Genomic DNA, 13,873 nt, shown 5'->3' on the forward strand with positions numbered 1-13,873 from the left:
GTGGCATAAAGGTTTCCTGGAGAAATATTAACATTAAAGAATTATAAATATACTTTTCTCTTTTAAGGATTAAAATTGGATTTTATACTTTTCAAGTATCTTAGTTGAGTTTAATTTGGTTATTTCTTTTTTCATACTGTAGGGTGTTGTTTTAAACTCTTCTTTGAAACGTTTTGTAAAATATTTTGCATCTTTAAAACCTACGGTAAAAGCAGCTTCAGAGATGTTGTATCCTTTTTTTACAATTAATACAGCTGCTTTTTTAAGCCTTAACGATCTAACAAACTCAACTAATGATTTTCCTGTTATATCTTGGCATTTTCTGTAGATTACAGAGTAACTCATGTTTAGACAATCAGAAAGATCTTCTAATTTAAAATCTGAATTCTCTAATTGAATATCCAACTGTTTAACTAAATCTTCCATAAAAATATCATCTTTGGATTTAGAATTGTTTTCCTTAGGTTTACTTATAAGATCTGTTTTATATCTAGCTACTACTTTTTCTTGATTTTTAATTGTATTTTCAATTTTCAACTGAAGTTCATGAAAATTAAATGGTTTTCTTAAGTATTCAACTGCACCGGTTTTAAGCCCTAAGAGCTTAAATTTGCTAGAGTTCTTAGCTGTTAGTAAAATTATGGGAATATGACCCGTAGATTTTTTTTTCTGAAGCACTTTACACATTTCTATACCATCCATAACTGGCATCATAATATCACTTATTATTAAATCAGGTTTATTTTTTTTGGCCAGTACAATTCCTTGTTTCCCATTTTCTGCAAATAGCAAGTTATATGTTGTTTCTAAAACATCTTTTAAAAACATTTGCATTTCAATATTATCCTCTACGATTAAAAGTGTATGTAATCTATTTTTATTTACATCTGTATTTAAATTTAAATCCAATTCTTTTGTGTATTCACTGGCTAGCTTTATTGGTTCTTTTTTAGATTCGACCGTAACTTTTTCATTTTCAGAAAATTTATTTTCATTTTTACTTAATAAAACAGAAAAACAAGTTCCTTTTTCGGGTGAAGATTCTACATCAATTTTTCCGTGGTGTAGTGATACCATTTCTTTTGTTAGGGCAAGTCCAATACCTAGACCTCTTTTATGTTTGCCTAGCTCAGATCGATAAAAAATCTTAAAGATGTCTTCGAGTTCTTGTTTAGGTATTCCTGGTCCGGAATCTGAAACACAAATTTTAACTGTGTCTGTGTTCTTATTGTCAATTTTTATAGCAATAGAGCCTTCTCTGGGAGTAAATTTAAAAGCATTTGAAAGTAGATTATATATTACATGTTCAATTTTATCTACATCATACCATAAAGTAATTTCTTCATTTGGAAAATCTTTAATTAAATCTATATTTTTAAAACTTGCTTGTTCAGAAAAAGATAGAACTATATCACTTAAGTGGTTTTTCAAATTGTTTTTAGATGCATAAATTCTCAATTTTCCCAATTCTTTATTTCTTACCGTCATCAACTCATTTGCAACTCTAGACAATCTGTTGGTATTGTTTTTTAGAATTGACAATCGCTTTCTTAATAAGCTATTACCATTGGCTTTTGCCCTAGATAGCATATCATCAATAGGGCCTAAAATTAGGGTTAACGGTGTTTGAATTTCATGCGACATTTTTGCGAAAAAATTCATTTTTAAAGCATACAATTCTTTTTCTTTATAATTTTGCCATTCTTCTTTTGCTAGTTTATTTTTTAGTTTTACCCATTTATAAATACCAAATAGCAGTGAAGATAAAAGGATTAAATAAAACACATATGCCCAAGGGTGCAACCACCATTGGGGTTTAATATTAATATCTATAGATTTTGTGGCAATGTTCCATTCTCCTTTTTTTGAGCCTGACCTGACTTCAAAAGTGTAATTGCCCGACGGGATATTCGTATAAGTTGCAATGCGTTCTTTTCTTGGGGTAATCCAATCTTTATCAAAGCCCTTTAATCTATAAGCATAGTAATAATTTGAGTTTAACAAATTATCAATAGCCGAAAATTGAAATGAAAATGAAGATTGGTTGGCATTCAACTTTAAAGTGTTAATATTCTCAATTTTGTCATTCAATTGATTTGGAATAATTAGACTAGCTGGTTTATTCAAAATTTCAATTGAATTAATAAATAACTTGGCTACCGATTCTTTTTTAACTAAATCCTTTGGAAGAAAGGAATTTACACCATCGTTTCCTCCAAAATAAAACATACCATTATTGTCTTTATGAGATGCCCTAAAGTTGTTTTGGAGTAGCCCATCAGTTTGATAATAAGATTTTATGTTGTCATTTTTTACATTGTAATGATGTACACCATTAATACTTCCCAACCAAATATTATAAGGATTGTCAATCAGCAATGTAGTAAATTGGATATCCTTTAAATTGTCATTATTTTGAAAAGGCACATAACTGTCTTTATTAATATCATATTTTATTAAAAATCCAGATGTACTTAAAATCCATAAGTTTCCATTATAATCTGGTTTTATAATTCTTAAATTGTTATTTGTATTAATTGTGTTGTTTTTTGGGAAATAGTCATAATTAAGAAAAAAAGATTGACTAAAATCTTCTTTATTTTCACTCAGTTTAAATAACCCTCTACCAAATCCAATCCAAATATTACCAAACTCATCTTCACAGATATTGTTAGAGATTTCGCCAAAAAGGCCTTTGTCATTATTATTAAATGTATGTAACAGGTTGCCGTTTTCAGAAAAAGCATTAATGGCGACACCAGATGTTGCCCAAATTCTATTTTTTGAATCTTTAAAAAGTTCTCGGATATCTGGAGAATGGTTTCCAAAAGTATCATGAGTTTTTATTTTAGAAAAAGTTTCTTTTTTAGTGTCAAAAACCCAAAGCCCATTTTGATAGGTGGCAATCCAAATATTCCCATTTACACTTTCAACTAATTTTTGAATGTACCTGCCCTTAAAAAAATACTTATCTTTTTCTGTATTGCTGTAATGTACTTTTTCATTTGAAGGTAATACTCTATTCAACCCTTTGCCATCTGTTCCAATCCATAAAGATCCGTCAGATGACTTTAAGATTGTTAAAATACGATTGGGCTGACTATTTTTTGATCCGCTATAAAATTTTATGTTATTATCATTATTTGGTAATATATTTATTTGTCCATTCTTTGTAACTATCCATTTATTAGAATGTTTATCTTCGGTAATATAAGTAATGGTATTACTGCTAATTGAGAATTTGTTGGTTTCATCATGTTTAAAAATAGTGATTTTGTCATTTGAAGGATTTATTTTGTACAGCCCATCTCCATCTGTACCAGCCCAAATAATTCCATCTTTACTGCAAAATAAAGAAATAAACATACTGAATTTTGAATCTTGAATTTTGAAATGGTCATATTGCTTAAACGACCCCTCTTTTATATTATATTTAAATAACCCCTGTAATTCTGTAGCAATCCATAAATTTTCTTCTCTATCCGTAGTTATTCGAATACTCCCTATATGATTATCAACAGGTAGTTTAAACTCTTTTAATTTTTTTGAATGTGTATCGAAATAATACAATTTGTCTTTAGAGGTACTTGTCCAAACTTTATCAGTTGTATATGCAATACTTTTTATAACTTGATTAACCTTTTTTATGCTCGGAAGTTTGGTTATGCTATCCATTCCCGTAGTTTCGTTATAAGAATACAGGACACCGTTATCAGAACCAAACCACATATTTTGTTTAATATTTTTTATCGTGGAAATTGTTGTATTTCTATTGATTGAGTTTAAACTGTCTTTATATTTGGTATTTAGGCCACTGTTATTAATTTTTTTAAAAGACCCATTTAAGGAAGAAAGCCAGAAATTCCCATTTATATCTTTAGAAAACTGAAGGCCCAAATTTGTTCCAGAATTCTCACCAAATATTTCGTTAAATGAAGTAAAAGAAAAATCGTAACCGTCATATTTATACAAACCATCTCTTGTAGAAATCCATACATAGCCTAAGTCATCTTCCATAATTTTTGAATTACCTGCAAAAGTTTTTGATAGTCGAATAAAGTTTGATTGTTCTTGAGCAGTTGTATAATTATGCCCAAAAACTATAATTAATAGAATTATTAATTTTAAAAAAAACTTCAATTGCATAAAGCGTTAATTTCAACTATAGGTTTTCTCAAATTTACAAGTTTTAGGTAAGATAAAAAATAATATTTGCTCATAATACATTTTATATTTATAGGTTAATCTGTTGTAAATGAGTATTAACATTGCTTAAAGCATACTAAATTGAATAATATACCACCTACATTAGCAAAAAAAACCTACCCTAATTACTGAGTTATGTTATTAGTTTTATACATTGATTTATTAACTCAAATTCATTATTTATGAAAAAACTAATTTTTAAAGTATTTCTAGTTTTGTTTTTTGGATTTTCGTATATTACGTATGCCCAAGACATAACAATAACTGGAACTGTACTTGATGAAACAAATGCACCCTTGCCTGGTGCCAGTATTTTGGTAAAAGGTACAACTAATGGTGTAACAACAGATTTTGATGGCAAATATAGCATTGTAGCAAATCCAACCGCTACATTGGTATTTAGTTTTGTAGGCTACAAATCTGTTGAAAGAGCGATTGATAACCGAACCGTTATTAATTTGGTAATGGAGGAAGATGCCTCCCAACTTGATGAAGTTGTGGTGGTAGGTTTTGGTACTCAGAAAAAGGCCAATGTTACTGGAGCAACCGGTTTTGTGGAAATGGAAGATATTTTGGCAAATAGACCTGTAACCAATGCCATGCAGGCCATTCAAGGTACAATTCCAGGTCTCCAGATTTTAACGAATTCAGGTCAACCAGGCTCATCCGGTTTAGATATTAATATTAGAGGGATTACTTCTATAAATGGAGGTTCTCCTTTAATTTTAATGAACAATGTTCCTGTATCTATTGAAGATATCAATCCACAAGATGTAGCATCAATAACAGTGCTAAAAGATGCATCAGCAACATCAATTTATGGTGCAAGAGCTGCATTTGGTGTTGTATTGATAACAACTAAAAGCACAGCAAGAGACCAACCCGTAAAGTTCAATTACTCTTCTACTTTTAGTTTTATGGAGCCGGAAGATATTCCAGACAAGGCATCTACTTACGACTTTGTAAATGCGTTGAACGATTGGGGAACAAACCCATTTTGGACAGGACAAGATATCCCTACATGGGTAGGTTTTTTAGAGGAATATAAAACGAATCCGTCTACATACCCAGAGGGGTATGCCGAATTTAATGGATTAAGATACCCACTTGCTGATACAGATCTAATTGGCGAATGGATTAATGATCCAGGATTTACACAAATACATAATTTTAGTTTTAGTGGTGGTGGCTCTAAAACAAGCTACAGAATATCTGCTGGTTATAGTGATGAAGACGGTATCATCATTACAAGAAATGATAGTTACAAAAAGTATAATGTAAATGCTTCTTTAACTACGGACCTTACTTCTAAACTCACTTCAACTACAAATATTATTTACAGAAATAGTATAAGAAGAACACCGTTGGGAAGTTATAGCAATTCAATAAGTTTTAACCCTTACACACCAGCTGGTGGTAATTTTGTATTAGATGATGGTACAGAAGTGCCTTATGATACTCCGGCCAATAGGGAACGAATTAAAGTGGCACCAAAAATACTAAATGATAATATCCGCTTTTTTCAAAAATTGGATTATAATTTAGTTGAAGGCTTACATTTAATTGGTGAGTATACATTTGAAAAATTAAATTTAACTAGAACTACTAGTGATAATCAAATATTGACAGCAAATCCGGAAAGATTTGTATTGAATGCCGTGGACCCAGTTAATACCTTTTTTAGAAAAGAAAATACACAGACCAACTATAATGCATTTAATATTTATGGTAAGTATGAAATTAGTTTAAATGATCAACACAATTTTAGCTTACTTGCTGGTATGAATAGTGAGGAAAATAGCTTCGAATCTTTTGATGCTAAAAGAAACAACCTTATTAATGTTGATTTGCCTTCCTTGTCTGGTGCAACTGGAAATCAAACTACAGATGATTCTTACGGAGAATGGGCAGTATTGGGTTATTTTGGAAGGTTAAATTATAATTTCAATGAAAAATATTTCTTGGAATTAAGTGGTCGTTATGATGGATCCTCAAGATTTCCAAAAGATGATCGATTTGGTTTCTTTCCGTCATTTTCTGCAGGATGGCATTTAGGTAAGGAGTCTTTTATGGAATCTGTTGACTTTTTAACAAGTCTTAAATTAAGAGGCTCATGGGGTGAAATTGGTAACCAACAAACAAACTCTTTATACCCAGCAATACCAGGTCTCGGAATTACAGATTATAGCGATAGAAGTGCTTTTAACTGGTTAAATGAAGAGACAGGAACCCGTTATTCTACTTTAAGATTGCCTAATTTAGTAAGTTCATCTTTTACATGGGAAACCGTGCAAACATTAAACTTAGGTTTTGATGCATCCTTTTTTAACAACAGGTTAAGTACTTCTTTTGACTGGTTTAAAAGAAAAACTTTAGATATGTTGGCTCCTGGTGCTGAGCTTCCAGCTGTATTAGGTGCTAATGCTCCATTAGAGAATGTGGCCGATTTAGAATCTAAAGGTTGGGAACTGGGTATTTCATGGAAAGATAAAATCAATGAGTTTACTTATAATCTTGGTTTTTCACTTTCAGATAATCAAGCTGAAATTACCAAATTTGATAATCCGGCTGGATTACTGAGCCAGTATTATGTTGGTAGGGAATTTGGTGAAATTTGGGGTTATACAACAGATGGTTATTACACGGAAGATGATTTTGTAGAAGGAACTTTAAATGCAGACTTAACTGGAGGAACCCTAAAAGATGGTATACCAAGATGGGAAGGCCGTAATCAAAATCCTGGTGATATAAAGTTTGTTGATCGAAATGGCGATGGAATTATTAATGATGGTAATAATACATTGGACGATCCAGGTGATAGAACCATAATAGGTAATTCAACAAGAAGGTATCAATATGGTGTTTTTGGAAATTTTGATTATAAGAACTTTGATTTTTCATTTTTATTGAATGGAGTGGGTAAAAGAGATTTATATTTGAACAACCGAGTGCGTTTTCCATATCCTGATGAATTTTCTGTAGTCTATCAATCACAATTAGATTATTGGACACCAGAAAATAGAGATGCTTTTTTTCCAAGGAACTACCCTCTTGGTGGAGTTAATTATGGAGTTAGTAGAAGTACTCAAACTAAATACATGCTAAACGGAGCTTATTTAAGGATGAAAAACATAACATTGGGTTATACCATACCTCAAAAAATACTAGATAAAATTAAGGTGGACAAACTACGTATTTATGTAGCTGGTGAAAACCTTTTCGGTATTAATGATTACCCAGATGGGATTAATACGGAATTACGAGTTGTTGGTAGTGGAGGAATTTATCCCTACCTAAGAAGTTATTCTGTAGGTTTAAACTTAACTTTTTAATTGTATAAAGATGAAAAAAATAAATTTTATAATAATTGCCTCTTTATTACTACTAATAAGTGGTTGTAATGAAGATTTTCTTGACAAACTACCAAAAGATCAGTTAACGGTAGAAACGACATTTACTACTAATTCTAATTTTGAAACCTATGCATGGTCAATGTATGCAGAAGCCTTACCCGGGTATTATGATTTATCACCTATTAATAGGGAAAGAGGAAGTGATTTGATGGTAAATAATTCAGGTACAGTTGGAGAAGCTTTGTTATGGCAACGTAAAACTGTTCCCTCTTCTTCTAATACTTGGTCAAGTGCATTTGTAAATATTAGACGTGCAAATTTAATGTTAGATAACATTGAAAATAGCCAGTTAACTGATGCTGAAAAAGATCATTGGAGAGGCGTTGGGCTATTTTTTAGAGCTTATGAATATGTTGAATTAATAGCTAATTATGGCGAAGTACCATGGGTTAACAAGGCTTTAACCGAAGCAGATGAAGATATATTATTTGGCCCAAAAATGGCTAGAGATGAATTGGCACAAAATGTGTTAAACGACTTAAAAGAGGCTGAGGCAAAAATAAGCCCTAATGGTAGCGGATCTAATACAATTAATACTGACGTAGTTAGGGCTTTAATTTCAAGGTTTGGGCTATATGAAGGTACATGGAGAAAATACCATGGTTTGGGCGGTGAAGCTACTTATTTACAGGCAAGTGCGGATGCAAGTGCTCAATTGATTGCTGATCATCCCAATTTACACCCTAGTTATGACGAAGTATTTAATAGTGAAACGTTAAAAGGTGTACAAGGTATTTTATTATATAAAGCCTATGAATTTGGTATTCTAAATGGTAGATGGTCACATTACAACAGAAGCTCCATTGGGCATGAAGATTTAACTAAAAAAGCCGTTGACCAGTATTTGTGCTTGGATGGGGAAACCATTTTTACCAGCCCACTTTTTGATGGAGAACAAGATGCTTATGACGAGTTTAGAAACAGAGACCATAGACTGTATTTTAATACACCACCACCTTTTAGAGTAGATACTGGAGGTAAAAACCAATTAACTTGGGAATATGATTCAGATCCAAAGCATAGGGAATACATAGATTTGATGGAAACCCTCAGTGACGATCAACATAAAACGTTACCTACGATTAATTGGAGGGGACTTGTGGTAAGAACTTCGCCACATTTTAGAAAGTTTAACGAGGGTCATGGGTTTAATGTGACCTACTCAGGTTATGCCTTTTATAAATTTTCGAATAAGATTAGTAGGTTGCAGAATAGAGATTCGCATGATGCACCAATTTTTAGAATGGGAGAAGTATTTTTGAACTACGCCGAAGCAATGTTTGAACTGGGTCAGTTTACCCAAGAAATTGCCGATCAGACCATTAACAAATTGAGAGCTCGTGGTGCGGTAGCTCCTTTAGATATTGGTGCTGTGCCTGATGACCCAACACGGGATGCTGATGTTGATGTTGTGTTATGGGAAATTAGAAGAGAACGCGGTGTCGAGTTTTTAGCTGAAGGTTTAGGAAGGGTTTTTGATATAAAGCGTTGGAAAAAATTAGTTGAATATGGTGATGATGAAAAATTAGGCAGATGGGTAAATAATGCAGATTATAATAATAAACTACCAGTTCAAGGTGGTGGTGCACAGGGTTACGTATCGCCTTTTGGTGTTCCGCCAGGTGTGCCAGAATATTATTACTTAGAACCGATACCTTCAGATCAGATTGTGTTAAACCCACAATTGATTCAAAATACAGGTTGGGAATAATAGAACGAATTATTTGAGTTAGTTTTATTAAGGGTGTCTTAATATATTAAGACACCCTTATTTAATAGAAAATAAGGTATTTTTACAATTGACTTTTTGCTTATTAACATTGTTAAATATTATATAGTTCATTAAACAATGAAAATTTTCATTTCTTTTTTGATTTTGGTTTGCCTAGGGAGTGTTAACGCTCAAAATAGAAATCAAAATGATAGACCAAATTTTATTCTTATTGTAGCCGATGATTTGGGATATGGAGATCTTGGTATTACTGGGAGCAAACAAATAAAAACACCAAATATTGATAGGCTGGCAAAAACAGGAATGTTTTTTACAGAGGGTTATGTTTCTTCAGCTGTTTGTAGTCCTTCAAGAGCAGGGCTTTTAACGGGTATAAATCAAGTGGAGTTTGGATATGATAATAATCTTGGTGGAAATCAACCTGGATTCGACCCTAATTTTTTAGGCCTTCCAATAGAACAAAAAACAATTGCGAACCATTTGAAACCTCTGGGATATGTAAATGGTTTAATTGGCAAATGGCATTTAGGATATGAAGATCAGTTCCACCCGTTGAAAAGGGGATTTGATGAATTTTGGGGATATAGAGGTGGTGGTCATGATTATTTTAAGGCAAATGATTCTAAAAGAGGATATAAAGCAGCAATAGAATGCAATTATAAAACGCCACAAAAAATAACTTACATTACCGATGATAAAGGAGATGAATGTGTAGATTTTATAAAAAGGAATCATGATAAACCGTTCTTTTTATATGCTTCGTTTAATGCTCCGCATACGCCAATGCAGGCTACAAAAGAAGATTTAGAACTGTATTCAAATATAAAAGACAAAAAGCGAAGAACCTATGCGGCTATGGTACATCGGCTTGATGTGAATATTGGGAAAATTATTGTCACCTTAAAAGAACAACAGTTGAGTAAAAATACATTGATCGTTTTTATAAGTGATAACGGTGGACCAGTATTTACGAATGGATCTATTAATGCACCGTTTAATGGAAAAAAGGGAATTTTACTTGAAGGTGGAATACATGTTCCATTTATTATGAACTGGCAAGGAAAGATTGCAGCCGGTAATAATTATAGTAATGCGGTTTCATCTCTGGACTTAGCACCTACTTTTGTAGAATTGGCAGGAGGAAAAATTAATGAAGAAATAAATTTTAGTGGCGTAAATTTAATGCCATTTGTTTTGGGAGAAAATATTGACATACCACATAAAGACTTAAAATGGCGGTTTACTATAAGTGCCGCCATAAGAGAAGGAGACTGGAAATTAATTAGACTTCCAGACAGATTACCCTCATTGTATCATCTTCCCACGGATGTTTCTGAGCAAAATAATGTTTCGTTGAAAAATTTAGATATTACTAAGCGGTTATTAAAAAAATTAGGGATTTGGGACGTCAAATTACCACATCCTGTATTTTTAGAAGGAGCTGTATGGAAAAAAAGACAACTGAAACATTACGACGATGAATATTTTTTACACCAACCTGAATAATAAAACAATAAACTAACAATGAAGAAATTAGTTGTACTATTGGCATTTTTACTGTTTTTTAGCTGTAATAAGAACAAGGATGAAAAGAAAGAAGAAACCGTAAAACCAAACATTGTCCTTATAAATATTGATGACCTTGGTTGGAAAGACCTTAGTTTTATGGGTAATGATTATTTTGAAACACCTAATTTGGACGCATTGTCAAAAGAAGGTATGGTATTTACCAACGGTTATGCTTCTGCAGCAAATTGTGCACCAAGTAGAGCTAATTTAATGACAGGTCAATGGCCACAACGTCACGGAATTTATACCGTAGGCAACTCGGATAGAGGGAAATCTAAATTTAGAAAATTAATTCCCACTAAAAATACAACTACGCTTGTCGATAGTTTTTTAACGCTGCCAGAGGTGTTAAAAAACAACGGATATGCCACTGCTCATGCAGGTAAATGGCATTTGACAGATAATCCATTAGACAATAGTTTTGATATAAATATCGGCGGTAGCCATGCTGGACACCCTTCGGGTTATTATCCACCCTTTAAAAATATTGATTTAGAAGCTGAGGATGGGAAAAGACTAACCGATTTAATTATGGATAAAACCATTGATTTTGTAAAATCCTCAAGCGAACCTTTTTTTCTTAACTATTCCCCATATGCAGTACATACGCCAATACAACCTGTAAAAGAGTTGGTGGGCAAATACAAAACGAAAACATCTAAGCAAGGTCATAATAATGCCAATTATGCTACCATGATAGAAAACATGGATGACAATATTGGCCGTTTGATAACAACGTTAAAGGAAAGTGGAAAATTTAAAAACACATTTATTGTTTTTACGTCTGATAATGGTGGATTATTTGCTGTGAGCAAACAGCATCCATTACGATCTGGTAAAGGAAGTTATTATGAAGGTGGAATTAGGGTTCCCTTCTTTTTTGTTTGGCCCGACAATATCAAAAATAACCAGCAATCAGAAGAGTCAATTACCAATCTTGATTTATTCCCTACGATTTTAGAGGTTGCGGACATAGCAACACCAAAAGACAAAATTTTAGATGGTCAAAATCTGCTTCCGGTTTTATTACAAAATGAAAGAACTCTAGATAGGTCTATTTACTGGCATTTTCCAGTTTATTTGCAGGCAGTTGCGAAAGTGAACGAAAACAGAGATGCTAAATTTAGAACCCGTCCAGGTTCTGTTATTCGAAACGGAGACTGGAAATTACACCATTATTTTGAAGATAATGGAATAGAATTATATAACCTGAAGAATGATTTAGGTGAAAGAAACAATCTAGTAGAAAAAGAACCGGAAAAAGTAGAAGAATTATTAAATTTATTAAACACTTGGAGGAAAGAAACTAATGCACCTATTCCAACAGAATTGAATTTAAAATATGAAAGCGAGACACGATGAAAAGAGTACTTATTTTGACATTTTTTTTAGCTTTTCTCCATTCTTGTTCTGATGATGATGTTTCTTCTGTAGAAATAGATGAACCGGATATTTGGTCAGTAAACAAGCCCAATCAATATGCCTTAAATGTTGTTATTTTTAAACCTACGGATGGAACTGCTGAGAAGGAAATGATTGACAAAGTATCAACAATGATGCTTTATATTCAAAAATGGTTTGAAAAACAAATGGATATGCAGGGATATGGAAGAAAAACTTTTGGACTTATGACTAATCAGCATGGTAAAGTCAAAATAACAGTCGTGTCGGGGTCTGAGTCCAGTGTGTATTATAAAAATAACAATAGGGATGTAAATAAAGAGGTTAAAAAATATTTTGAAAATCATCCGAATGAAAGACTTAGCAATCATATTTTTGTTTTGGGAAAAGATGATAGTGGTGTACCATTCTATGGCTTAGGGAAAAATGCTTTTGCAACCTCAAAGGATTTTTCATTGACTTCCACAGGAAAATTTCTAGACGATTTGGAATTGATGTTATGCGATAAATTAGGTGGAATTATGCATGAATTAGGACATGGATTAAATTTACCGCATTGTGCACATAAAGCCTCTGATTTACCAAATATATCATTAATGTCTTTTGGTAATCATACTTATCAGAATAAAGGGAAATCAGATTTGGTATTTTTAACGGCATCAGATTGTGCAATTTTAAATGCCAGCGAAACATTTAATACCAAGGAGAAACAGTATTACCAAGAAGGTCCTTCACCAAAGCTTGTATCCTATACCGTTGTAAAAGACAACACTATACAAGCTACAATTGTTGAAGGGCTATTAACATCTTCAGTAAAATCAAACCATTTATATGTAGGGCATAACGGTTACCCTATTGAAGGCGGTTATGACGATATTACTTTCACTACTGACTTGACACCTACTTCTAATACCAATGAATATTCTTTTAGGTTAGAAATGCCATATTCCGATATATTTAACGGTTACAAAGCAAAAGATTTACTCCAAATGACTTTGGTGGTGATTACTGATGATGGTATTAGAAAAACATTAGACAAATACGATTATACAATAAGGACAAATACTCTTGAACCTAATGATGATATACTTAGGGATTATACACCTTTTGTTTTTTCAGATAGGTCCAATTGGACGGTAACCACCAATAGTAGTAGTGCAGGTACATCTGCTTCATTACTCTTGGATGGAAATATAGAAACCTATTGGCATTCTATATGGCCTTATGCTATAACCGAAAAAGGATCTCATGTTGTAACAGTTAATATGAATAAAACGGATAGTATAAAAGGTGTCTATTTTAAATCAGATAGGCAAGGGAAGCAATATCGACCAAAAGAAATTATCATAGATACAAGTAATGATGGCACTACTTGGAGAAAAAGAAAAGACGTTTCAATTTCATCAATAGGAAATGCCCGAGAATTAGAGGTCTATTTTGATTCACCTGTAAATACAAAATATATTAGGATGACAGTAGATGAAGTTTATGCTTCATCAGGCAATGAAGAAAATTTACTGTTTAATGAAATAGATATTGTTCAATAACCATT

General features: G+C 32.4%; 7 protein-coding genes (1 of these 7 cut by a window edge). 6 read left to right on the forward strand and 1 reads right to left on the reverse strand.

The genetic code is table 11. From position 1 onward, the window contains the following. A protein-coding gene (locus U5A88_RS03765; protein WP_354203893.1) for a 3-keto-disaccharide hydrolase crosses the window boundary here: on the forward strand, positions 1 to 47 show its 3' end. 559 nt of this gene lie to the left of the window's left edge; 47 of the gene's 606 nt are visible here — the last part of the coding sequence; its start codon lies off the left edge, out of view; the stop codon is at positions 45 to 47. 22 nt (positions 48 to 69) lie between these two features. Here the strand turns inward: U5A88_RS03765 and U5A88_RS03770 are convergent, their stop codons facing one another. Next, entirely contained in the window at positions 70 to 4,146 is a 4,077-nt protein-coding gene (locus tag U5A88_RS03770) for an ATP-binding protein (protein ID WP_354203894.1), read from the reverse strand. A 242-nt stretch (positions 4,147 to 4,388) separates the two neighbouring features. On the opposite strand from U5A88_RS03770, the gene U5A88_RS03775 reads away from it, so the two are divergent. The 5 genes from U5A88_RS03775 (at position 4,389) to U5A88_RS03795 (ending at position 13,868) form a co-directional block, all read left to right on the forward strand. Further along, on the forward strand, positions 4,389 to 7,538 hold the full coding sequence (locus U5A88_RS03775; protein ID WP_354203896.1) for a SusC/RagA family TonB-linked outer membrane protein: 3,150 nt from the start codon (positions 4,389 to 4,391) through the stop codon (positions 7,536 to 7,538). Positions 7,539 to 7,548: 10 nt separating this feature from the next. Continuing rightward, positions 7,549 to 9,330: a RagB/SusD family nutrient uptake outer membrane protein gene (locus U5A88_RS03780; protein WP_354203898.1), complete on the forward strand. Its 1,782-nt coding sequence runs from the start codon at positions 7,549 to 7,551 to the stop codon at positions 9,328 to 9,330. 138 nt (positions 9,331 to 9,468) lie between these two features. Next, a complete protein-coding gene (locus tag U5A88_RS03785; protein ID WP_354203900.1) occupies positions 9,469 to 10,857 on the forward strand; it encodes a sulfatase-like hydrolase/transferase in 1,389 nt (462 codons plus the stop codon). 18 nt (positions 10,858 to 10,875) lie between these two features. Beyond that, positions 10,876 to 12,282: a sulfatase gene (locus U5A88_RS03790; protein WP_354203902.1), complete on the forward strand. Its 1,407-nt coding sequence runs from the start codon at positions 10,876 to 10,878 to the stop codon at positions 12,280 to 12,282. Beyond that, positions 12,279 to 13,868, forward strand: coding sequence for a discoidin domain-containing protein (locus tag U5A88_RS03795; RefSeq protein WP_354203904.1), 1,590 nt, complete (start codon positions 12,279 to 12,281; stop codon positions 13,866 to 13,868). Before U5A88_RS03790 ends, U5A88_RS03795 begins: the two co-directional genes overlap by 4 nt. The last annotated feature ends 5 nt before the right edge of the window (positions 13,869 to 13,873 follow it).

It is taken from the genome of Aureibaculum sp. 2308TA14-22, assembly GCF_040538665.1.
GTDB lineage: Bacteria > Bacteroidota > Bacteroidia > Flavobacteriales > Flavobacteriaceae > Aureibaculum.